This window comes from Candidatus Pelagibacter sp. (assembly GCF_052049975.1).
In the GTDB taxonomy this organism is placed as follows: domain Bacteria; phylum Pseudomonadota; class Alphaproteobacteria; order Pelagibacterales; family Pelagibacteraceae; genus Pelagibacter.
This window is the reverse complement of the sequence record NZ_JBNGYZ010000002.1, coordinates 154,454-174,865: the sequence shown is the minus strand read 5'-3', so window position 1 is coordinate 174,865 and position 20,412 is coordinate 154,454. Positions and strand designations below refer to the sequence as shown.

28 protein-coding genes, 1 tRNA gene and 1 riboswitch are annotated in these 20,412 nt (G+C 25.9%); of the genes, 13 read left to right on the top strand and 16 right to left on the bottom strand.

The window, feature by feature from the left end; translation table 11 throughout:
• Positions 1–31 precede the first annotated feature (31 nt).
• From ACTT9U_RS04670 to ACTT9U_RS04650, 5 genes are all read left to right on the top strand, one after another.
• Positions 32–106, top strand: a tRNA-Glu gene (locus ACTT9U_RS04670).
• A 4-nt stretch (positions 107–110) separates the two neighbouring features.
• Positions 111–377, top strand: coding sequence for a GIY-YIG nuclease family protein (locus ACTT9U_RS04665; protein ID WP_440932022.1), 267 nt, complete (start codon positions 111–113; stop codon positions 375–377).
• Positions 364–948 (top strand): hypothetical protein, encoded by a 585-nt coding sequence (locus tag ACTT9U_RS04660; protein WP_440932021.1) that lies wholly within the window; start codon positions 364–366, stop codon positions 946–948. The genes ACTT9U_RS04665 and ACTT9U_RS04660 overlap by 14 nt, the downstream gene beginning before the upstream one ends.
• Positions 945–3,026 carry a glycosyltransferase gene (locus tag ACTT9U_RS04655; protein ID WP_440932020.1) on the top strand — a complete coding sequence of 694 codons (2,082 nt, stop codon included), beginning with the start codon at positions 945–947 and terminating at the stop codon, positions 3,024–3,026. The genes ACTT9U_RS04660 and ACTT9U_RS04655 overlap by 4 nt, the downstream gene beginning before the upstream one ends.
• The gene (locus tag ACTT9U_RS04650; protein WP_440932019.1) at positions 3,013–4,110 is read left to right on the top strand and encodes a DegT/DnrJ/EryC1/StrS family aminotransferase; all 1,098 of its coding nucleotides are present in this window, start codon (positions 3,013–3,015) and stop codon (positions 4,108–4,110) included. The genes ACTT9U_RS04655 and ACTT9U_RS04650 overlap by 14 nt, the downstream gene beginning before the upstream one ends.
• On the opposite strand, the gene ACTT9U_RS04645 is transcribed toward ACTT9U_RS04650, so the two are convergent.
• Positions 4,096–5,079, bottom strand: a complete 984-nt coding sequence (locus ACTT9U_RS04645) for a Gfo/Idh/MocA family protein (RefSeq protein WP_440932018.1) — start codon at positions 5,077–5,079, stop codon at positions 4,096–4,098. The genes ACTT9U_RS04650 and ACTT9U_RS04645 overlap by 15 nt on opposite strands.
• Before the next feature lie 47 nt (positions 5,080–5,126).
• On the opposite strand from ACTT9U_RS04645, the gene ACTT9U_RS04640 reads away from it, so the two are divergent.
• On the top strand, positions 5,127–6,002 hold the full coding sequence (locus tag ACTT9U_RS04640; protein ID WP_440932017.1) for a glycosyltransferase family 2 protein: 876 nt from the start codon (positions 5,127–5,129) through the stop codon (positions 6,000–6,002).
• Positions 5,987–6,901 (top strand): alpha-1,2-fucosyltransferase, encoded by a 915-nt coding sequence (locus ACTT9U_RS04635; protein ID WP_440932016.1) that lies wholly within the window; start codon positions 5,987–5,989, stop codon positions 6,899–6,901. The genes ACTT9U_RS04640 and ACTT9U_RS04635 overlap by 16 nt, the downstream gene beginning before the upstream one ends.
• Here the strand turns inward: ACTT9U_RS04635 and ACTT9U_RS04630 are convergent.
• Complete coding sequence (locus ACTT9U_RS04630) at positions 6,898–7,854, bottom strand: site-specific integrase (RefSeq protein WP_440932015.1); 957 nt, start codon at positions 7,852–7,854, stop codon at positions 6,898–6,900. The two genes, ACTT9U_RS04635 and ACTT9U_RS04630, sit on opposite strands and share 4 nt — an antisense overlap.
• A 79-nt stretch (positions 7,855–7,933) precedes the next feature.
• Here ACTT9U_RS04630 and ACTT9U_RS04625 point away from each other — a divergent pair, with 79 nt between their 5' ends.
• From ACTT9U_RS04625 to ACTT9U_RS04615, 3 genes are read left to right on the top strand one after another with little or no spacing between them, the layout of a single operon-like run.
• Positions 7,934–8,134 (top strand): DUF6356 family protein, encoded by a 201-nt coding sequence (locus tag ACTT9U_RS04625; protein WP_440932014.1) that lies wholly within the window; start codon positions 7,934–7,936, stop codon positions 8,132–8,134.
• A 40-nt stretch (positions 8,135–8,174) separates the two neighbouring features.
• Complete coding sequence (locus ACTT9U_RS04620; RefSeq protein WP_440932013.1) at positions 8,175–8,612, top strand: N-acetyltransferase family protein; 438 nt, start codon at positions 8,175–8,177, stop codon at positions 8,610–8,612.
• Positions 8,593–8,868, top strand: a complete 276-nt coding sequence (locus ACTT9U_RS04615; RefSeq protein WP_440932012.1) for a methylated-DNA--[protein]-cysteine S-methyltransferase — start codon at positions 8,593–8,595, stop codon at positions 8,866–8,868. Before ACTT9U_RS04620 ends, ACTT9U_RS04615 begins: the two co-directional genes overlap by 20 nt.
• A gap of 478 nt (positions 8,869–9,346) precedes the next feature.
• On the opposite strand, the gene ACTT9U_RS04610 is transcribed toward ACTT9U_RS04615, so the two are convergent.
• The 7 genes from ACTT9U_RS04610 to rplM are packed head-to-tail and all read right to left on the bottom strand — an operon-like array spanning position 9,347 to position 14,534.
• Positions 9,347–10,201, bottom strand: coding sequence for a DMT family transporter (locus ACTT9U_RS04610; RefSeq protein WP_440932011.1), 855 nt, complete (start codon positions 10,199–10,201; stop codon positions 9,347–9,349).
• A gap of 17 nt (positions 10,202–10,218) precedes the next feature.
• On the bottom strand, positions 10,219–11,121 hold the full coding sequence (locus ACTT9U_RS04605) for an AEC family transporter (protein ID WP_440932010.1): 903 nt from the start codon (positions 11,119–11,121) through the stop codon (positions 10,219–10,221).
• Entirely contained in the window at positions 11,121–12,413 is a 1,293-nt protein-coding gene (locus ACTT9U_RS04600; RefSeq protein ID WP_440932009.1) for a homoserine dehydrogenase, read from the bottom strand. The genes ACTT9U_RS04605 and ACTT9U_RS04600 overlap by 1 nt, the downstream gene beginning before the upstream one ends.
• A 2-nt stretch (positions 12,414–12,415) precedes the next feature.
• Positions 12,416–12,589, bottom strand: coding sequence for a hypothetical protein (locus tag ACTT9U_RS04595; RefSeq protein ID WP_440932008.1), 174 nt, complete (start codon positions 12,587–12,589; stop codon positions 12,416–12,418).
• A complete protein-coding gene (argC, locus tag ACTT9U_RS04590) occupies positions 12,586–13,611 on the bottom strand; it encodes an N-acetyl-gamma-glutamyl-phosphate reductase (protein WP_440932007.1) in 1,026 nt (341 codons plus the stop codon). Before argC ends, ACTT9U_RS04595 begins: the two co-directional genes overlap by 4 nt.
• A 25-nt stretch (positions 13,612–13,636) precedes the next feature.
• The gene (rpsI, locus tag ACTT9U_RS04585; protein ID WP_440932006.1) at positions 13,637–14,074 is read right to left on the bottom strand and encodes a 30S ribosomal protein S9; all 438 of its coding nucleotides are present in this window, start codon (positions 14,072–14,074) and stop codon (positions 13,637–13,639) included.
• 1 nt (position 14,075) lies between these two features.
• Positions 14,076–14,534: a 50S ribosomal protein L13 gene (gene rplM / locus ACTT9U_RS04580; protein ID WP_440932005.1), complete on the bottom strand. Its 459-nt coding sequence runs from the start codon at positions 14,532–14,534 to the stop codon at positions 14,076–14,078.
• 135 nt (positions 14,535–14,669) lie between these two features.
• A riboswitch (SAM riboswitch) is annotated at positions 14,670–14,736 on the top strand.
• A gap of 2 nt (positions 14,737–14,738) precedes the next feature.
• Here rplM and ACTT9U_RS04575 point away from each other — a divergent pair.
• Positions 14,739–16,067, top strand: a complete 1,329-nt coding sequence (locus ACTT9U_RS04575; protein ID WP_440932004.1) for an O-acetylhomoserine aminocarboxypropyltransferase/cysteine synthase family protein — start codon at positions 14,739–14,741, stop codon at positions 16,065–16,067.
• Here the strand turns inward: ACTT9U_RS04575 and ACTT9U_RS04570 are convergent.
• Positions 16,060–17,070, bottom strand: coding sequence for a COX15/CtaA family protein (locus ACTT9U_RS04570; RefSeq protein WP_440932003.1), 1,011 nt, complete (start codon positions 17,068–17,070; stop codon positions 16,060–16,062). The genes ACTT9U_RS04575 and ACTT9U_RS04570 overlap by 8 nt on opposite strands.
• A 42-nt stretch (positions 17,071–17,112) precedes the next feature.
• On the opposite strand from ACTT9U_RS04570, the gene ACTT9U_RS04565 reads away from it, so the two are divergent.
• Complete coding sequence (locus ACTT9U_RS04565) at positions 17,113–17,403, top strand: chorismate mutase (protein ID WP_440932002.1); 291 nt, start codon at positions 17,113–17,115, stop codon at positions 17,401–17,403.
• Here ACTT9U_RS04565 and ACTT9U_RS04560 read toward each other — a convergent pair whose 3' ends face one another.
• From ACTT9U_RS04560 to ACTT9U_RS04535, 6 genes are read right to left on the bottom strand one after another with little or no spacing between them, the layout of a single operon-like run.
• Positions 17,404–17,595 (bottom strand): 50S ribosomal protein L33, encoded by a 192-nt coding sequence (locus ACTT9U_RS04560; protein WP_440909554.1) that lies wholly within the window; start codon positions 17,593–17,595, stop codon positions 17,404–17,406.
• Position 17,596: 1 nt separating this feature from the next.
• The gene (locus tag ACTT9U_RS04555) at positions 17,597–17,968 is read right to left on the bottom strand and encodes a MerR family transcriptional regulator (RefSeq protein ID WP_440932001.1); all 372 of its coding nucleotides are present in this window, start codon (positions 17,966–17,968) and stop codon (positions 17,597–17,599) included.
• Positions 17,955–18,254 carry an integration host factor subunit alpha gene (locus ACTT9U_RS04550; protein ID WP_440932000.1) on the bottom strand — a complete coding sequence of 100 codons (300 nt, stop codon included), beginning with the start codon at positions 18,252–18,254 and terminating at the stop codon, positions 17,955–17,957. The genes ACTT9U_RS04555 and ACTT9U_RS04550 overlap by 14 nt, the downstream gene beginning before the upstream one ends.
• 1 nt (position 18,255) lies before the next feature.
• Entirely contained in the window at positions 18,256–19,260 is a 1,005-nt protein-coding gene (gene plsX / locus ACTT9U_RS04545) for a phosphate acyltransferase PlsX (RefSeq protein WP_440931999.1), read from the bottom strand.
• A gap of 11 nt (positions 19,261–19,271) precedes the next feature.
• The gene (gene rpmF / locus ACTT9U_RS04540; protein WP_440931998.1) at positions 19,272–19,454 is read right to left on the bottom strand and encodes a 50S ribosomal protein L32; all 183 of its coding nucleotides are present in this window, start codon (positions 19,452–19,454) and stop codon (positions 19,272–19,274) included.
• Between the two features lie 13 nt (positions 19,455–19,467).
• Positions 19,468–19,923: a ubiquinol-cytochrome C chaperone family protein gene (locus ACTT9U_RS04535; protein WP_440931997.1), complete on the bottom strand. Its 456-nt coding sequence runs from the start codon at positions 19,921–19,923 to the stop codon at positions 19,468–19,470.
• On the opposite strand from ACTT9U_RS04535, the gene bamE reads away from it, so the two are divergent.
• A complete protein-coding gene (gene bamE / locus ACTT9U_RS04530) occupies positions 19,922–20,395 on the top strand; it encodes an outer membrane protein assembly factor BamE domain-containing protein (protein ID WP_440931996.1) in 474 nt (157 codons plus the stop codon). The genes ACTT9U_RS04535 and bamE overlap by 2 nt on opposite strands.
• Positions 20,396–20,412 lie beyond the last annotated feature (17 nt).

The window sequence follows — 20,412 nt, the reverse complement described above, 5'->3', positions numbered from 1 at the left end:
TTTACTCTTTTACAATAAAAGACCTTATTTTGGTCCCTTCGTCTATCGGTTAGGACACGTGGTTTTCATCCTCGAAAGAGGGGTTCGATTCCCCTAGGGACCGCCATTAAATGAAATTTTGTGTTTATATGATCCTTTCAAAGAAAGGTGACAGGTTTTTTTCGTACGTAGGTTATACTTCAAACTTAGATAAAAGATTAATGTTACATAATAGCTCTAAGGGAGCAAAATATACTAAAGGCAAAAAATGGAAAATTATTTACTCAAAATATTACTCTAGTAAATCAATAGCATTAAAAGAGGAATATAAACTCAAAAAAGATTATAAATTAAGAAAGAAACTAAAAAATATATATTTAGATAATGTTAAGATATAAAAAGATTAAAGATAACCTTGTTCACATTACAGCAGTAATTAATTGGAAAAAATTAATTATAGGAAAAGGAAATAAAATTGGACCTTATGTTGTTATTGGTAATGATGCTCAATATCCAAATAAAAAAAGTTCTGGTAAAATAATCATAGGTGATAAAAATGTTTTTAATGAATATGTTAATATTCATTTACCAACAAATATTAGAAATAAAACAATAATAGGTAATAAAAATTATTTCATGAATTCTTGTACTATTGATCATGATTGCAGTATTGAAAATAATGTTGTTCTTAGCAGTAATACTATTCTTGGTGGAAATGTAACTATAATGAAAAATGCACAATTAGGCATGCGAACATCAGTTCATCAAAATCAAATTATAGGTTCATTTGCTATGACAGGTATGAATTCAGTTATTACAAAAAAATTAATTGTAGAACCGGGTTATATATATTTTGGAAAACCAGCAAAAAAGGTCAAAAAAAATTTGATTGGTTTAAAAAGGAATAAAATATCTTCAGATATACTCAAAAATGAATATAAAAGGTTTCTATTATTAAAAAATAAATGAAAAATAAAATAGCTATTTTATTACCTTATAAAGAAAACTATAATATTAATAAAGCAGGCGCTGCTTCAATATGGGTCAAAGATTATTTAAGTAAAAGCAAACTACATGATTCTACGACTGTATTTGGTAATCTTGAAAATAATCTAAAACCTTTAACTAAAAATTTCATAAATATTTCACTTGAAAAAACAATTTTAAGTAAAAACATTGCCTATACAAACGAACTTTATAAACACCATTTAAAAAAAAAATTTGATATTATTGAAATACATAACAGGCCAGAGTCTCTTCTGTACATGTTAAAAAAAAAGGTCAGTTCCAAACTTATTTTTGTATTTCATAATAATCCTCAAGAAATGAGAGGATCTAGTTCAGTAAAAGAGAGAATATATTTAGCAGAAAACGCTGATTATTTATATTTTGTAAGCATGTGGGTTAAAAATAAGTTTTTTGAGGGCTTGCCATACTCGAACAGAAATAATTGTGAAATTTTATATCCATCAATAAATAAATTAAATAAATTTCCAAAAAAAGAAAAGTTAATAATTTTTAGTGGAAAACTTAATTCATCAAAAGGTTACGATTTATTTTCCACTACAATTATAAAAATTTTAGATAAATTTAAAAACTGGAAAGCGATAGCTATAGGTAATGAACCTAGAGAAAAATTTAATTTTAAACACAAAAATTTTAAAGTTTTAGATTGGTTAGAACATAAAAAAATACTTAAATATTACTCAAAATCTTCAATATCTGTGGTTCCATCTAGGTGGCAAGAACCATTTGGAAGAACAGCAATGGAGTCAGCTGCACATGGTTGTGCAACAATTACAAGTAATAGAGGAGGTTTAATTGAAACATTTAATAATGATTTAATTTTAAAAAAATTAGATTCTCAAAGTCTTTTTTTATTAGTTTCAAAACTTATAAAAAATCAGGTTTATTTAAAAAAGATTCAAAAAAGAAATTTTAGTAACGTAGTACATTTATTAACAAAACAAGTAAAAAAATTAGATGAGTTAAAATTCTATTTATTAAAACCCAAACTAACTTTTATAAAAAAAAAGAAACAAAAGATTTTACATATATCTCAATTTGATGAGAGAAATGATTTTAGACTATTCAACATTTCAATTGCTAGCAAATTAACTAAAGGTTTTGTTAGAAACGGCCATGATGTAATTAATCTTAGTTATAGGAATTATATTTCTAAAAATATATTTAAAAATCGTTTTGATTTAATTAATAAAAAGATTAATAAAATTATTGAAAATTATAGGCCAACATTATTAGTATTGGGTCACAACAATATTTTATCAAGAAATAATCTTACAAACTTAAAAAAAAAATATAATTTGAAAATATCTTTATGGTATGAGGATGCTTTAGGTCATAGGGGGAAAGGTCCTAATTGGAGAGAAAATTTAGATTTGATTGAAAAAAATCATGATTTGATAGATAGTTATTTTACAACAACACATCCAGACGAAATCAAAACTTCAATTAATAAAAAAAAGATGTTTTTTTTGCCAATTCCAGTTGACGAGAATATTGAGAATTTGAATTTATATGAGTATAAAAATAAGTTTAAAGACTTATTTTTTGCCTTAAGCCATGGTGTTAATTTTGGAAAGTTAAAAAAAGGTAAAAGAGATGAAAGAGAAAAGTTTATTTCACAGCTTACTACATTATATCCAAATATTAATTATAATATTTTAGGAATGGCTAACGAAAATCCGAAATGGAATTATGAATTTTTTAATGAATTGTCTAAATGTAAAATTGCTCTAAATTTAAGTAGAGGAGAGCCAATTAAATATACTTCAAGTAACAGGATTGCTTCATTAATGGGTAATGGTATATATACATTTATAGATAAAAAAACTAAATATTCTGATTTTTTTAATGATGATGAAATGGGTTTTTATTCTTCAATTGATGATCTTGGTTATAAAATAGAATATTTATTAAGATACCCTAATAGAATTAATAAATACGCTAAAAATGGTGCAAAAAAATATTTTAAACTCTTCAACAATTCATTAATCACTAAAAATATAATTAATGAAACAGTCTGACATGGTTAAGTTTTTAGATATTTTTAATCAAGATAAAAAAATTATTAATCTTATTTATTCTGATATTAAAAAAATTATCAAAAAAAATAACTTTATTTTGGGTGAAGAAGTAACAAATTTTGAAAAAAATTTTGCAAAATACTGTAATTCAAAACATAGCATTGGCTGTGCTAATGGTACTGATGCTTTATTTATAGCTCTTAAATCATTAAATCTTCCCAAAAACAGTGAAGTGATATTACCTGCTATGACTTATTGTTCAACGGCCTTTGCTATAATTAATGCAGGTCTCAAACCAATTCTTGTTGATATAGATAAACATGCACCAACTATAAATATCAATGAAATTAAAAAAAAAATTTCAAAAAATACAAAAGTAATTTTGCCTGTTCATTTATATGGCTCAGTTGTCGATATAAAAAAAATAAGATCACTAATAGGTAAAAGAAAAATTTATATAATAGATGATTGTGCGCAAGCACATGGTGCTAAATTAGATAATAAAAGAGTAGGTTCTTTATCAGACATTTCATGTTTTAGCTTATATCCAGGTAAAAATTTAGGAGCATATGGAGATGCTGGAATAATTACTACAAATAATAAAAAGTTATTTGCTAAAATGAAAAATTATAGAAACCTAGGATCTGAAAAAAAATTTATACATACACAAATAGGCATCAATAGCAGACTTGATACGTTACAAGCAGCAATACTTAATAGAAAACTCGATCTTTTAGATAGAAACAACTTTAATAGAATAAAAATAGCAAAATTTTATGATGACAACATTTCGAATAAAAAAATTACAAAAATAAACTATTCAAAACATGCAGTTTATCATCAATATGTAATTTGTGTTAAAGATCGAAAAAAACTAGCAAAAATATTTGATAAAAATAATATTCAATACGGTTATCACTACCCCAAATCAATTAACCAAATTGATTCTTTAAAAAGTATTTTTAAAAATAAAAAATATAAGAATGCCGAATTTATTGCAAAACATGGAATAAGTCTTCCCATAGATCCAAATTTATCTAAAAAGGACTTAATTAAAGTAGTTGATAAATTAAATTCTTTTTAAAAAATTTAAAATTTTTAAACCAAAATCAATATTAGTTTTAGGTTTTTTTGACTTAAAAAAATGTTTTATTTCGTTTTCTAACGGATAGGTTTGTTTAATCCTAATCTTTTTTTTCTTACCTTGATAAATATATGCTTTCTTATTTAAAAACTTTTTATCAAAAAATTTTGTATCAGGATATTTAGCATATTGATTATATATAATTATAGGATTTTCTTGATCAAGTTCATTAAATAACATCATTTTTTTTGATCCAATGATTGTAATTTTTCTGATTTTGGTAGGGTTAATCCAACTATTGTTTATATCTATTATTGTATTGTCAATTTTTAAATGAAGATTTGATATGTCAGAAATTTTTTTTTTAAGAAAATCATATTTTCTTTTTGATTTTAATTTTGGTAATTTATTAAATAAATTTAATAAAATACTCAAATCGTGGGAGGTTAAATCATAATCTACATCTACATCATTTCTAATAGGACCTAAATTCTGTCTTTGAAAATTTATATAAAGGATTTTTCCTAAAGTTTTAGACGAAATAATATCTTTAATTTTTTCTATTTGATTATTAAAGCAATAAACATATCCGATCATTAATTTAATTTTAGTATATTTAAGTAATTTTTTTATATTTAATAACTGTCTTTCATTTGTGACAGCTGGTTTTTCAACAAAAATATTTTTTTTATATTTGATAAATTTTTTGATGAGATCAAAATTTTTACTAGGTGGAGTTATTAAAAAACAATTTATGATTTCTTCATCTTCTAAAATTTCTTTTATGTTATAAATTATTTTTAATTGAGGATATTTTTTTTTTAAGTTTAAAATATTTTTTTTATTCTCATCATGAATATTGATGTTTTTAAAATTCAATTTTATTAATGTTTTTGTAACAATAGTTCCCCAATAACCACATCCTATAATTGCTAATTTTTGATTTTTATCTAGAAATGTATATTTCATTTATTGTAATAATTTATTATAAAAATAATAAATACTTAAATTAAATAATGAAATTTTCCATAATTATTCCCACATATAATAATTTTAATTATCTTAAATTAGCAATAGATTCAGTAAAAAAGAATTCATCATTTAACAATGAAATAATTGTTCATATAAATGGAATAGACAAAGCAACAGAAAGATATCTTGATCAAACGAATATTAAATTTACTAAATCATCCAGAAATATTGGTTTATGTTCAGGGGTGAATTTAGCTTCTAAAAAAAGTACCACTGAATATATTGTTTATGCACATGATGATATGTATTTTTTACCGAAGTGGGACTTTCATTTATTTGAAGAAATAAAATCATTAAATACAAATCTTTTTTATTTTTCCTCAACTCAGATAAGCCATATTCCAGACAAAGGTGGTAAAGATGTTGCAAATCATGTTTATTTTGATGCTGGTGATAGTATTGAGAATTTTAATGAAAAAAAATTATTAGATCATTTTGAATCTTTGACTTTTCATGACTTACAAGGAAGTCATTGGGCACCACACATAATTCATAAAAATGTTTGGGAAAAAATAGGTGGATTTAGTGAAGAATTTGATCCTGGTTTTGGTTCTGATCCTGACTTAAATATGAAATTGTGGAATATTGGTGTTCGAATTTTTAAGGGCGTTAATAAATCTCGTATCTATCATTTTGGTTCTCTAACAACAAGAAAGAATAAAGATATAGTACAAAATAATGCAAGAAAAACATTTTTACTTAAATGGAAAATTTCTATGGATTTATTTATAAATTTTTATTTACGAAGAGGGGAAAGGTATACTTCCCCATTAAAAAGTCCTAAATATTCTATTAATTATTTTAAGATACTCTTCATAAGTAAAATAAAATATTTTTATTATCAATGGAAAAAAAATTAATTGTACGTATAGCTGAAGGTCTTGGTAATCAACTTTTCATGTATGCACATGCGTACTCTCTCTCCAAGTTAATTAATTATAAACTTTATATTGATGACGAAAGTGGTTTTATAAAAACAAAAGAATTTCGAAATTATTATCTTAATAATTTCAAAGTATCAGCTGAAATTATTAATGATGATTTAAAATTTAATAATTTTAATAAGAATTTGAAACGAAAAATTTTAAAAAAAACTGAATTTTTTCGATCTAGAAAAAAATTTATACTCGAAAAAAAATACATGAACAAAACAACAAAATATGAAAGAATTGAACCTAAAGCTTTAAATAATATTGTTTATGTAGAGGGTCATTATGAGAGTGAAAAGTATTTTCTAAAATTTAAGAGTGAGCTTATAGATGAATTTAAATTTAAGAATAATTTAGATTTATCGGAAAACTATTATTTTGATATTATCAAAAAAAATAAAAACAATATAATTTCTATTTGTATTAGAACAAATAGATTCTCTGAACGACCAGGTAATCAATACAACATATATTCAAAAAATAGATCTGATCAATTTGTTAAGGACACAATTGATTATATTTATCGTGCTATTGATTTTTTAAAAAATAAAATTCAAAATCCAATATACTTAATTTGGAGTAATGATTTTTCTAATTTGAAAGAATATTTTCCTAATGAAAATTTTATCTTTGTGGACAATAAAGTGGAAAAAATAATTACCGACTTTTCTTTGCTAAATGAATGTAGGAATTTTATTGTAGGACCTACATCTTTTCATTGGTGGGGTGCTTGGTTAAATAATGAAAATAATAAAATTTGTATTAGACCATCAAATATAAATCCTTCTAAAAATAAAGATTTTTGGCCTTCAAATTGGATAGAAATTTAAAATTTTAGTTTATTTAAGGCATTGTTTTTAAATAGATTTGCCTCTTTAATATATCTTCTTACCATCTCAGTTGATTTATGACCAGTCATAGCCATTATACTTCTTTCCTCAGCACCCGCTTCTGCTGCGGATGTTGCAAATCCTGATCTTAAACTATGTCCAGAATAATTAGAATTATCAACTCCAATTTTATTTAGGTATTCTTTAATTAACAAAGCAACAGACTGATCGCTCAATCTTATTTTTGATAATTTCATTCCTTTATGAAATTTCCTAAATAATGGGCCAGTTTTGATATTTGAAATTTTTAGCCATTGTTGAATTGATCTAACAGGACAATATGTATGATCATCAAAGTAGGGTAGTGCTTTTATCGAACCTTCACCAAATTGATCTGTTTTTGATTTTTTAATATTTATTTTTAAACCTTCATTTACAAAGTCGAGATCTTCCCGATCTAAAGATATCAATTCATGTCTTCTAAAACCTCCACCAAAGCCCAATAATATAATTGTTCTATCTCTTGCAATCTTAATTTCATGTTTATTTTCCTGATCTATTACTTTAATTATATTTTTTAAATCATTGATTAATAATGGTTTTTTACCTTTCTGTTTTATTCCTTTTCTTCTCTTTATACCCATCAAATTTTCAACAATTGAAGGATGTTTGGTATCAAGATAATGACCTTTAAGTTTGTGAACCACACCTACTGAAACCAATCTACGTTTTATTGTGCTTATTTTAATATCATTTGTAGATAGATAACTAAGGTAAAGTGATACAGTTTTTGGATTTGTTGGTAAGGATTTAAATCCATTTTTTGCACAAAATAACCCGAAATCATGAAAATCAGATTTATAAGCTCTTATAGTATTTCTAGATTTTGACGCTTTTAAATTTAAGATTGTTTCATTTTCTATGGATTTTATGTCTGTTGTTAAATTATTCATAATTACTATTGATAACCATTAATTATCGTTAGTAATATATTAATAGAAATTGGAAGTCAATACTAATAATTAATTAATTATGATTAAAAAATCTAAAGAACATTTGAATTCGGTAAATGAAAGTTATTTCGAGCATATGAATATTGCAACTAATGTTGGTGTGAAAATGCTTTCAGGTGGTTTAATGGCGCTTATACACGGCATAGTTCCTGGCATATTTCAAACTGATACTAGTAATAAAATCAAAGAACTTTATGAATTCATTAATAAAAAAAGATAAAATAATAATAACAGTTATTTAATTAAAATAATTAAAGTAAATGATTAGATATTTAGAAAGAAAAGATAAAGAAAGTTGGATAAAATTGTATTGTGGGTATGCAAAGTTTTACAAAGTTCCGATGACACAGGATATTTTAGATACTTTATGGAACTGGATACATGATAAAAACCATATAATTGAGGCTATTTGTTTTGAGTTAGAGGGAAAAGTTGTTGGGATAGCTCATTTTAGAACAATGCCAAGACCTATTAAAGGCCATTATATTGGATTTTTAGACGATTTATTTGTTAATCCAGATTATAGAAGGCAAAAAATAGCCCAAAAACTAATAAATCATTTAAAAGGACTATCAAAAGATAAGAATTGGCAAGGAATTAGATGGATTACACACTCCACTAATGAAAATGCAAAAAAATTATACGATAAAATAGCAATAAATACAGGATTTGAGTTGTATGAACTTAAAGGGGACTAAATTTCAGATAAAAGTTTGGAATTATTTAAAAAAAATACCCAAAGGTGAAACTAGAACCTATTTACAAGTAGCAAAAGCAATAGGAAAGCCAAAAGCTCATCGCGCTGTCGCAAATGCAGTGGGTAAAAACCCCTATCCTCCCGAAATACCTTGTCATAGAGTAATTCGCTCAGATGGAAGTCTAGGTGGATACTCTGGTAAGGGCGGAATCAAGACAAAACTAAAATTATTAAGATCTGAAAAAGTTAAAATTTAATTATTTTTTAAGGAATTTTTGGTCTTAAAAAGACTATAAAATAAGGTTTTTTAAACAAAAAAGCCTATGTTTAGCTAAAATAAGTTAATTCACCCTTCAGTTGTACTACTTAACAGCTAGACATCAAATTAGAGCGTTCTATGGCCTATTAAACGCTATATTCACATAGTGCAAAGCTCAATGAACAAACAATATCAACACTTTTTTGAATGGGTCATATTTAGGGTTTTGCGTTACTCATATAGTCAAAAAACATTAAATTTATTGGTTTTTTTGAATAATTTTAAGTTTTAATAGTATTTTAAGTTTTGGTGATTTTTTTTTGATTTAATATTTCAAGTTTTATAAGTATATCTATATTTTTTATTATTTTTTAAATTATTTTGATATTTTTATCATTATTATAAATAATAATAATTACAATAATTTAAGTGTATAAATTAAAGTAATACTTTATATATTAGTAAATAAATATTACTTATTTTTTCAATGATTTTAAAATAAGCTCTCTTCTAGATATATAGACACCACTCAAAATTATTATAAATAAACCTAGTAAAGTCCAATTATCAGGGAATTCATTAAAAACATAAAAACCAATTATAACGTTATTTACTATCTCAAAGTAAGCTAATGGGGCTAATTTAGAAGCATCAGCTAATCTCAATGAAAGTATCAAAAATAAATGACCTAATGTTGCAAATAACCCAATACTAAACATCATTAACCATTGCTCTTTACTTGGAAAAACCCATACAAAAGGAATTAAGATGGTAGTAAGTAATGCTCCTATTATTCCAGTTAACAATAATGTTAATAAAGGACTATCACTTGTACTTAATTTACGAGTTGCAATTAAATAAAAAGCATACATTATTCCAGTACCAAGTGCAGCAATACTGGCAAGATTAAAGTCAATAAAACCGGGTCTAATTACAATTAGTGACCCTAGAAAACCAATTATAACAGCTGACCATCTTCTTAAACCTACTCTCTCATTTAATAAAAATGGTGAAAACGCTGTAATAACTAAAGGACATACAAATGCTAAAGTAAGTGCTTTTGCCATTGATATTTTTGAAAGAGAATAAAAAAAGAAAAGAGTAGCAAAAAGTAATAACAAGCCTCTTATGAGTTGAAGTTGTGGTTTATCGGTCCATTTAAATTGTTTTTTAAAAAAGATTAGTATTATTGGCAAAACAATTACTACTGTAAAAAAATATCTTGCCCAAACTACTTGAAGAAAATGCATATCTTGACTCAAGTATTTTGCAAAAGCATCCATAATTGGAAGAATAGACCATGCGCATAGATTAAGAGTAATCGCCTTCATTAAAATAACGTTATACTTTAATTAAAGTATTTTAAAGCAAAGAATATAACAATTGGTATTGTTATAAATGACATAAAGGTTGATACAACTATAGTACTAGCAACACTATCAACAATCTTTTTAGAAGAATACATTGTTGCAATCAAATAATTTAATACTGCACTTGGCATTGAACATTGAATTAATAAAACACCAGCAGCAAAACCATTAAGATTAAAAATTTTTATTACTCCAAAACCAATAATAGGTCCTAAAATAACTCTACCAACAGAACAAATCAAAGCTTTATTAAAAGAAAAAACTTTAAGTCTAGTTAAGGCTATACCTAAAGACATCAAAATTAAAAAGATAGTAGCATATGTTAGTAAAGAGCTTGTATTTTCAACAAAAGTTGGGAGTTTAATATTGTAATATAAAAGTATAACAGAAATTATGATTGCATAAAAAGGAGGGCTTTTAATAATCACATCAAAATTAAATTTTCTATCTGCTAAAAAAACTCCAACAGTAAAATGAAAAAGAATAATTAATGCTGATATTGCACCAGCTACCCCTAAGCCTGATTGTCCATATGCAAATAAACTAAGTGGAAGTCCTAAATTTCCAGTATTTGGCATTAATAAAGGTGGTAATTCCCTAATTATATCTTTTACTTTTAAAAGATATAATAAAGAAACCCCAACAATAAAAAAGCAAGATATGGCAACTAAATAATACCAAAAATAATTTTTAAATATTTCAAATGTTATAAATTCTGCATTTAATGAATATATGATCATAGCGGGAGATCCTATATTAGCTGCAAAAGTAGTGATAAATGCCGTGTCTATTTTTGGATTTTTTTTTCCCAGGTAGTATCCGATGCCAACAACAAAAAAAACTGGAAACAATACCTCAAATAACTTTATATATATTTCCATTAATTATATAATCTAATTAATGTAGGTTGTTTAAGAAGGATTTTTTCATTACTTAAACTTTTTAGACAATTTTTAATACTTATTTCAGTTGTTTTGTGAGTTATAATTACAATAGTTGCTTTATTTGAATCATTGTCTGGTGTTTGAATAAGCCTTTTAACCGAAATTTTGTACTTAGCCATTTTGTTTGTAATTTTTGATAAAACTCCGGGTATATCTTTAACCTCAAATCTTAGATATAGAGAATTTGAATAGTTATTAATATTGTAAGATTTTAATTGTTTTCTCTTATTCGTTGGCGATCCAAATGGATATTTAATATTACCTCTGAGAATTGATAGTAAATCTGATAACAATGATGATGAAGTAGGTCCAGGTCCTGCTCCCTCTCCTTGCATAATACTTTCTCCAACTGGTTTACCATTAATGATTACAGCATTCATTACACCATTAACATTGCCGATGTAGCTACTTTTACTTACCAAACATGGATGGACTCTCTCAAATAATTGATTATTTATTATTTCAGATATACCAAGAAGTTTAATTCTCATATTTAATTGATTAGCAATTGAAATATCTTTTAATTCAATTTTTTCTATACCTTCCATTAAACAATTGTTTCTGGCCACTTTGGAATTAAAACACAAAGCTGAGAGAATTCTAACTTTTGCAAAAGCATCATATCCATTTAAATCAAGTTTAGGATTTCCAGGTTCTGCATAACCAAGTTCTTGAGCTTTTTTTAAAACATTTTCAAAATTCTGATTTAAATTTTCCATTTCAGATAAAATATAATTACAAGTTCCATTCAAAATACCAAAAACTTTAGAAATTTTATTAGTAGCAACACCTTCTTTAATGCTTCTTAAAATTGGTATGCCTCCTGCTACAGCTGCTTCAAATTCTAGATTTACATGATGTTTTTCAGCTAAAGAAGACAGGTAATCACCATGTTTCGCTATTAGAGCTTTATTTGGAGTAATAACATGTATTTTATTTTTTAAAGCTGTTTCTACAATTTTTTTTGAAATACCATCAGACAATCCAATAGACTCAAACAATATATCTACATTAGTTTTTTTAATAATATCTAATGGATTCGAGAAAAAAATTTTTTTATCAATTGTAAATCTTCTCTTTTTATTCTTATTTCTTGCTGAAATTCCAACAATATTAATTTTTTTTCCAGTTTTAAGTTCTATTAATTTTTTCTTTTTTTGTAACTCGTTGTAAAGATAAATACCAATTTGTCCCAATCCAATAACAGCAATGTTAATATTTTTTTTCATAATTAATTATCAATATTTGGGTAAGGACTGTTATTTGAATACTCTTCCAGTTTTATCTTAAATTCTTCAAAACTCATTTCTTCATTAAAGTTAAAATCTAATTGTTTATTTGAAACTTCATCCTTTTTTATAACGCATGAATTTAATAAAAGTAATAAAATTATAATATACTTCATTTCAAACCCTCTGTTTCATTAAAATCATATTTTAAATTCATATTTTGAATAGCCTGCCCAGAACCACCTTTTATTAAGTTGTCAATGGTTGATAAGATTATCAGCTTATCTTTATATTTAGTTTTACAAACAGAAATGAAGCAGTTATTTGTGTTTATAACATCATTAGTACTTAACAAAGTGTTTTGTTTGTGAACTTTTATAAATGGTGAATTTTTGTATTTATTTTTTAACTCATTTATAATCTTTGAAATATTAGACTTATTTTTTATAGTAATATAAATCGTACTTAAAATACCTCTAAACATTGGTGTTAAGTGTGGTGTAAATGTAAAATTTATTTTTTTCTTATTTGTATGTTTAATTAACTCCTGATGAATTTCAGAGTTATGTCTATGAAAGCCAACGCCATAAGCACTTAATGACTCGTATAAGTTTTTATCTTTATATTTCGAATGTACTCCTCTGCCCGCACCTGAATAACCTGATTTTGAGTCAATGATAATATTTCTAATGTCAATCAAATCTTTTTTTATTAAAGGAATTAAAGGTAAAAGTATTGATGTTGGGTAACAGCCTGGATTTCCAATGATCTGTTTATTTTTGATTTTATTTCCAGTTATTTCTGGTAACGAATAAATGCTATTTTTTAAATTCTCTGGAGCAAAGTTTTTTTGTTTATACCATTTTAAATAATCAGATTTTTTATCCAACCTAAAATCTGCTGCTAAATCAATTAGAGTGTTATTATAATTTAAATATTTTGAAATTTTTTGAGCCTCTCCATTTGGAAGTGCAGTAAAAATTAAATCAACATCACTTAATAGTTTTTTGTGAAATTTAATAATTTTAGGAAGTTTTTTTTTACTTAGAGTTTTATCGTAAAAAGAAATGCTTTTTCCAACAGAAGAACTTCCACAAAGATATTTTATATTAATCTTTTTATGATTGGATAAAAGTTTTATTAATTGAACGCCAATATAACCTGTTGAACCAGCAACTAAAACATTTAGTTTGGGCATAAATTTATAATAATTGGACTTTAGATTATCTTTTTGAGAACTGGAAGCTTCTTCTGGCTTTTCTTCTACCAGGTTTTTTTCTTTCAACAGCTCTTGGATCTCTGGTAGTTAACTTTTCAGTCTTAAGTGCTGATTTTAAACCTTCATCAAACATTACTAATGCTTTTGAAATACCATGAACCATTGCACCAGCTTGTCCAGTGGGGCCACCACCCTTAACGCTACATCTTACATCATATTCGGTTGATTGTTTTATAACTTCGAAAGGTCTTGTAATTTGCATCTTATGATTATCGCTTGTAAAATAATCTTCCATCGACTTACCATTGACATAAATTTTTCCAGTTCCTTTTTTAACCCAAACTTTAGCTATCGAAGTTTTTCTTCTTCCTGTAGCATATTTGCTATCTTTAAAATCTAATTTTAATTTAGTAGTTTTTGCTGAGGCTTGTGTATTTTCCATTTTAGTTTCTTACAATATTTTTGTTATTTAATTTAGAAATTTCAACAACTTGTGGGTTTTGAGCTGTGTGAGGATGAGTTTCACCAGCATAAATTTTTAATTTTGTTAATTGCTTTCTGCCTAAAACACCACCGGGTAGCATTCTTTTAACAGCTAATTTAAGTGTTTCACCTGGTTTCTTTTCATGTAATTTCTCTGGAGTGGTTTCTTTTATTCCGCCAGGATGACCTGTGTGTCTGTAATATTTTTTATTTTGAAATTTTTTTCCTGTAAATCTTGCTAAATCAATATTTTTTACAACAACAAAATCCCCATCATCCATATGAGGTGTAAAAGTTGTTTTGTTTTTTCCTCTGATAATTTTTGAGATTACTGTTGCTAATCTACCTATAACAGCATTTTTGGCATCAATTTCATACCATGATGAAGATAATTGATCTTTTTTAAGAAATTTAGTCATTGTGCCAGGATTAATACTATTAAATAATTCAATGTCAAATTTATATTTACATTGATTTATTTACTATAAATGGTAGAAATTCATTGCCGATTTAATCCAATTGCGGGCTTTATACAGCTAAAATGGAAATTTCACTAAATTGGCAGGTATTTGAACTATATTGTGCACCTTGCATGAAGCAAAAGCACTAAAAAAGGAAAAAAAATGACAACAAAAAAAAATAATCCCGAAACTTTAGCTATTCATGGTGGAGACTATAAAAGTGATCCAGCTACTAATGCTGTAGCAGTTCCAATATATAGAACAACCTCTTATCGATTTAATAGTACAGAACATGCAGCGAATCTGTTCGCCCTTAAAGAATTTGGGAACATATACACACGTATAATGAATCCAACTAATGATGTTTTAGAGAAAAGAGTTGCTGGCCTAGAGTCAGGCTTAGCCTGTTTAACAGTGTCTTCCGGTCAAACGGCATCAACTTTTGCTATATTAAACGTTGCTCAAGCAGGAGATAATATTGTCAGTTCAACGGATTTATATGGTGGAACAGTATCTTTATTTACGCATACTCTAAGTAAACTAGGTATAGAAGTGAGATATGCAGATCCATCTGATCCAGAAAACTTCGAAAAAGCAATTGATGACAAAACAAGAGCGTTTTATGGAGAAACATTACCAAATCCGTATTTAAGAGTTTTCCCAATTAAAGAAGTTTCTGATATTGGTAGAAAATATAATATACCGCTAATAATGGATAATACTGCATCGCCAGTAATATGTAAGCCTATAGAACACGGAGCTGCTGTTGTTGTTTATTCATTAACTAAATATATAGGTGGACATGGTACAGCTGTTGCAGGAGCAATTGTTGATGGTGGAAATTTTGATTGGACAGCTGATCCAAAAAGACAACCACTTTTCAATGAACCTGATGCAAGTTATGGTGGAGTTATTTGGGGTAAGGCAGTTCCAGAATTAACTGGAGCAAACGTTCCATTCGCTGTTAGAGCAAGAGTTTGTTTGTTAAGAGATCTAGGTTCAGCACTTGCACCTGATAATGCTTTTGCAATAATTCAAGGTTTAGAAACTGTAGCATTAAGAATGAAACAACATTGTGAAAATGCAGAAAAAGTTGTTGAATTTTTATCTAAACATAAAGAAGTATCAAAGGTTATTTATTCAACTAAACATGACTCACATATTTCAGAAAGAGCAAAAAAATATCTTTCTGGTGGAAATGGTCCAATTGTAGGTATTGAGCTAAAAGGTGGTATAGAGGCAGGTAAAAGATTTATTGAATCTTTAAAAATGTTCTATCACGTTGCTAATATTGGTGATGTAAGAAGCCTTGCAATCCATCCTGCAAGCACAACACATAGTCAATTGAACGAAAAAGAATTGGCAGCCTCTGGTGTTACTCAAGGTTATGTAAGACTTTGTATTGGTATTGAGCATATAGACGATATTATAGAAGATCTCGATCAAGCGTTAAATAAGTCTTCTAAAGGAAATCTTAAGGCAGTTAGTTAGTGTTTTTGTAATAAATAAAAAGGAAACTCAACAACACTAAAATAGATCCCAACTGGTGTATAGATGCATATTTAATCTCTACACCAGTCATCAAAGTAATTACACCAAGTACAATTTGGATTATTACAGCAATATTCAAAATAGCAATATTATTAAAGGTTATGCCTTTAGTATAATAAAAATAGTTAAGAATTATCAAAAATAAAATAATAACATAGGCAATTAATCTATGATAAAATTGAATAACTGTTGGATTATTTGATGATGATATTTTTATCAAATCAGATTTATCAATATCGGTCGGAATAAATTTACCATTCATATCTGGCCAGGTATTATAAATTAATCCTCCATCTAAACCTGCTAAAAAAGCTCCTAATACTATTTGAATAACTAAAAAGAATAAAAAGACTGATAAAAAAAGGAAGTTAATTTTTTTTGTATTTTTTTGAATTTCTAAGTTTTGTAATAAAAACCAAAACACCAATGACAATATCAAAAATGCTATTGATAAATGAGATGCTAACCGATAATGACTTACATCTGTATTATCAACCAAACCGCTTGATACCATAAACCAACCTATAAATCCTTGAAAACAAACTAATAAAAAAATTAGGTAATACTTATTCTCAAAAAATAAATTTTTCTTAAATTTTAGGAAAATAATAATAAGAGGTATTATTGACATTAATCCAATTACTCTTGCTAAAATTCTGTGTCCCCACTCCCAATAAAAAATAACTTTAAATTCTTCTAAAGTCATATTGAAATTTAAAATTTTATATTCTGGTATTTTCTTATATTCATCAAAATAAAAATTCCATTTTTCTGCATTAAATGGTGGAAAAATACCTGAAAATAATTCCCAAGCCGTTATGGATAAACCAGAGTCAGTAAGTCTTGTTAATCCACCTACTCCTACGATCGACACAATAAGTATAATCATTGTAATTAACCATAATCGAATATATTTTGTGTATTGATCAGTGTTTACAAACATATTTTATACATATAATAGTATGGACATATACCAATTGAATTAATGTCGCCAATAAGAAAAAAAAAATTAGAAGTTATTAGGAAAAAATTAGATAAATTAGATAATAGTTTAATTTCAATTATCAAAAAAAGAACTAAATTAGTTAATGAAGTAATTAAACTTAAACAATACAAAAAAGAAATAGTAGATCAAAAAAGAATTAAGATAATACTTGCTAAAATTAGAAAAAAATCACTACAGCAAAAAATTGACCCGAGCATTACAAGCAGGATATGGAAGAATATGATTTGGTCTTATATCAACTACGAAAGAAAAAATTTTAATAAAAAATAATTACTTACTGTGAGGTGGTAATTTCTTTTCTACAAATACTTCGTGTTTTCTAGTAGCTGGATTGTATTTTTTTGCACTTAATTTTACTTTAGCTTTTTCACCACCAGCAGGTTTTTTGACATAATAAAAAAATGGGCTATCAGGTTTATCTTCAGGAACCATTCTTACTTTTACATGCGTTTTTTTAGCCATATTATTTATTGTCTTTTAGTTTTTTAATTAACTGAGAAATTTTAAGTAATTTCAATTTTAATTTTTCTGCCTTTATAGATTTATTAGCTAATTCGTCAAGTGGTAAAGACTCCTTAGATTCTAATATCTTTTTAACTCCATTAATTGTCATTCCTTGATCTTTTAATAAAAATTTAATCTTTTTTAATAAATCTATATTCTTATTATCAAAATATCTTCTATTACCATTCAAAATTTTTGGTTTTATTTGTTTAAATTCTTTTTCCCAAAAACGAATAGTATGTGTTGCGAATGTTCCTTTTTTATCATCTTTTAATCCTAATATTTTAGCAACTTCACCTATAGTTTTGTATGCATTGTCAGATTTGTTCATTTTTATTAATGTAATCTTTAAACTCTTTTGATGGTTTAAATAAAATAACTTTTCTTGCTGAAATTTTTTTTTCTTCTTTTGTCTTAGGATTTCTGCCAGTTCTCTCGTTTTTTAATCTTAGCGAAAATGTTCCAAACTTAGATAATTTAAGTTTATCATTATTCTTTATATTATCAAAAATTATTGTAAAAAAATCTTCAATTAAATTTTCAGAAATTTTTTTTGAAAAACCTAATTGCATATAAATTGAATTAACTAAATCTTTTTTAGTTAAATTAATACGCATACTAATTTATATTATTTTTAATCTTATTTATCAAATCACCTTTTACAATTCTTTTACAAACATCTAAAGAGTTTGCAAAACCTAAATAATCTGTGCCTCCATGACTTTTAACTACAGGAGAATCTAGACCAATAAAAATTGCACCATTATACAACCTTGGATCAAGTCTTTTTTTAAAATTTTTTAAATTTTTAATATTTAAAAATGAAGAGATTTTACCAATCAAACTACTAGTTAAGGCTTTTTTTAATTCTTGAGTAATAAAATTTGCTGTACCTTCAGCTGTTTTGAGTGCTACATTGCCAGTAAATCCGTCTGTCACAATAACATTAACATCTCCATCCATAAGATGATTACCTTCAATATATCCTTTAAAAACAAAATCTAAATTTGTTTTATCATTTAATAATTGAAAGGTTTCTTTAATAACTTCATTACCTTTAATTTCTTCTGAACCTATGTTTAATAATGCTACTTTTGAAGTGTCATTGGGAAATAAAGCTTTATACAAAGAAGAACCCATGACTGAAAAATCAAACAAATTTTTTGAGCTGCACTCTATATTGGCACCTAAATCTAAAACTACATTCATGCCTTTTTTATTTGGCCATAAAGCTGATAAGGCAGGTTTATCTATATTTTCTATCATTTTAATATTTAATTTAGAGATAACTAATAGTGCACCCGTATTTCCTGCAGAAATTACAATATCTGACTCTTTTGATTTAACACTTTCAATTGACATCCACATACTAGTATCTTTTCCTCTTTTAGCAGCTTCTAAAGGAGTGTCGGTACTTTTTACTTTGTTTTCAGTATGAAATATTTTAAAATTATCTTTTAAAATCTTATTATCAATTAATTGCTCTATCTCAAATTTATTACCAAAGATTTTATAAAAAACATCTTTATTATTTTTATGATGATGCATTATACCATCAATTACTTTTTTTGGAGAACCATCACCACCCATTGCATCAACTGCAATTTTCACAAAATCTGTCATTTAATCTAAATTTACTCTTTTGGGTCTAATACTTGACGACCTTTATACATACCTGTTTTTAAATCTAAGTGATGAGATAATCTATATTCACCAGATTTTTTATCTTCAACAATATTTTTAGATGAAAATTTCATGTTTTGAGCCCTTCTCATTCCAGTTCTTGAAGGTGTTTGTTTTCGTTTAGGTACTGCCATAATGGTGTTCTAATTACACTTTTATATGAGAATTTAAAGAACTTTTTTTTAAATTTGAATAATAATCTTCAAAATAATCTACTAAATGCTCATTTTTTTTTGAAATCTCAATAAAATTGCTCATCTTTTCATTTTTTTCTAATTTTGAGTGATCATCCCATTTATAAAAATTATCTAACATTGAATGGAATAAATTTATGTAATCTTTCATTTTTTTATTAATAGATTGATCGCCATAACCTATTTCACGAATATTTAATTCAAGATATTTGAAAAAATAATCATAAATTTCTTGAAGGATTTTTTCATTTTCTTTGCTTGTAAAGTTTTTGATAAAAAATGTGAAATGTAATAATAAAAAGATTAACCTGTCAGAAAAAACATCTTGTGATTTAAAATCTATATATAGTTTTTTATTAGTGGCTAATTTAATCAAATTATTATAAAAATTTAGATATTTTTGAGACATGATTAAAGTAACATTTTTTTTAATACTTTATTTACTAGTAAATAACTGCAATTTAAACAAAATAACAAAGTCTCATGGTATACAATATCTTGAAAAAAAACAAAATGAAGTTTTTTTAAATCAAAATAAAAATGAAATTAGATCAATTTTAGGTCCCCCTTCAACAGTAAGTACATTTGACGAAAATACTTGGTTTTATTTAGAAAAAGAAATTTCTGGAACTAAAGTTACCAAACTAGGAAAAACAGAATTAAACAAAAATAATATTTTAGTTTTAAAATTTGATAATAGAGGCATTCTAGTTGAAAAAGATTTTTTTGACAAAAATGATCTAAGAGAAATTGAATTTGAAAAAAACACAACCACTACTGATATTAACAAAAGATCAGTTATTGGTCAGTTTCTATACGGTATTAAACAAAAAATAGATGATCCTTTAGGACTAAAAAGAAAAGGGCTTAACAAAAAATAGTTAAGCCCTTTAAAATA

Bases quoted from the DNA above. Each gene is read 5' to 3' on its own strand.
- ACTT9U_RS04665 (WP_440932022.1), top strand. From the start codon at position 111: ATGAAATTTTGTGTTTATATGATCCTTTCAAAGAAAGGTGACAGGTTT.
- ACTT9U_RS04660 (WP_440932021.1), top strand. From the start codon at position 364: ATGTTAAGATATAAAAAGATTAAAGATAACCTTGTTCACATTACAGCA.
- ACTT9U_RS04655 (WP_440932020.1), top strand. From the start codon at position 945: ATGAAAAATAAAATAGCTATTTTATTACCTTATAAAGAAAACTATAAT.
- ACTT9U_RS04650 (WP_440932019.1), top strand. From the start codon at position 3,013: ATGAAACAGTCTGACATGGTTAAGTTTTTAGATATTTTTAATCAAGAT.
- ACTT9U_RS04645 (WP_440932018.1), bottom strand. From the start codon at position 5,079: ATGAAATATACATTTCTAGATAAAAATCAAAAATTAGCAATTATAGGA.
- ACTT9U_RS04640 (WP_440932017.1), top strand. From the start codon at position 5,127: ATGAAATTTTCCATAATTATTCCCACATATAATAATTTTAATTATCTT.
- ACTT9U_RS04635 (WP_440932016.1), top strand. From the start codon at position 5,987: ATGGAAAAAAAATTAATTGTACGTATAGCTGAAGGTCTTGGTAATCAA.
- ACTT9U_RS04630 (WP_440932015.1), bottom strand. From the start codon at position 7,854: ATGAATAATTTAACAACAGACATAAAATCCATAGAAAATGAAACAATC.
- ACTT9U_RS04625 (WP_440932014.1), top strand. From the start codon at position 7,934: ATGATTAAAAAATCTAAAGAACATTTGAATTCGGTAAATGAAAGTTAT.
- ACTT9U_RS04620 (WP_440932013.1), top strand. From the start codon at position 8,175: ATGATTAGATATTTAGAAAGAAAAGATAAAGAAAGTTGGATAAAATTG.
- ACTT9U_RS04615 (WP_440932012.1), top strand. From the start codon at position 8,593: ATGAACTTAAAGGGGACTAAATTTCAGATAAAAGTTTGGAATTATTTA.
- ACTT9U_RS04610 (WP_440932011.1), bottom strand. From the start codon at position 10,201: ATGAAGGCGATTACTCTTAATCTATGCGCATGGTCTATTCTTCCAATT.
- ACTT9U_RS04605 (WP_440932010.1), bottom strand. From the start codon at position 11,121: ATGGAAATATATATAAAGTTATTTGAGGTATTGTTTCCAGTTTTTTTT.
- ACTT9U_RS04600 (WP_440932009.1), bottom strand. From the start codon at position 12,413: ATGAAAAAAAATATTAACATTGCTGTTATTGGATTGGGACAAATTGGT.
- ACTT9U_RS04595 (WP_440932008.1), bottom strand. From the start codon at position 12,589: ATGAAGTATATTATAATTTTATTACTTTTATTAAATTCATGCGTTATA.
- argC (WP_440932007.1), bottom strand. From the start codon at position 13,611: ATGCCCAAACTAAATGTTTTAGTTGCTGGTTCAACAGGTTATATTGGC.
- rpsI (WP_440932006.1), bottom strand. From the start codon at position 14,074: ATGGAAAATACACAAGCCTCAGCAAAAACTACTAAATTAAAATTAGAT.
- rplM (WP_440932005.1), bottom strand. From the start codon at position 14,534: ATGACTAAATTTCTTAAAAAAGATCAATTATCTTCATCATGGTATGAA.
- ACTT9U_RS04575 (WP_440932004.1), top strand. From the start codon at position 14,739: ATGACAACAAAAAAAAATAATCCCGAAACTTTAGCTATTCATGGTGGA.
- ACTT9U_RS04570 (WP_440932003.1), bottom strand. From the start codon at position 17,070: ATGTTTGTAAACACTGATCAATACACAAAATATATTCGATTATGGTTA.
- ACTT9U_RS04565 (WP_440932002.1), top strand. From the start codon at position 17,113: ATGTCGCCAATAAGAAAAAAAAAATTAGAAGTTATTAGGAAAAAATTA.
- ACTT9U_RS04560 (WP_440909554.1), bottom strand. From the start codon at position 17,595: ATGGCTAAAAAAACGCATGTAAAAGTAAGAATGGTTCCTGAAGATAAA.
- ACTT9U_RS04555 (WP_440932001.1), bottom strand. From the start codon at position 17,968: ATGAACAAATCTGACAATGCATACAAAACTATAGGTGAAGTTGCTAAA.
- ACTT9U_RS04550 (WP_440932000.1), bottom strand. From the start codon at position 18,254: ATGCGTATTAATTTAACTAAAAAAGATTTAGTTAATTCAATTTATATG.
- plsX (WP_440931999.1), bottom strand. From the start codon at position 19,260: ATGACAGATTTTGTGAAAATTGCAGTTGATGCAATGGGTGGTGATGGT.
- rpmF (WP_440931998.1), bottom strand. From the start codon at position 19,454: ATGGCAGTACCTAAACGAAAACAAACACCTTCAAGAACTGGAATGAGA.
- bamE (WP_440931996.1), top strand. From the start codon at position 19,922: ATGATTAAAGTAACATTTTTTTTAATACTTTATTTACTAGTAAATAAC.
- ACTT9U_RS04535 (WP_440931997.1), bottom strand. From the start codon at position 19,923: ATGTCTCAAAAATATCTAAATTTTTATAATAATTTGATTAAATTAGCC.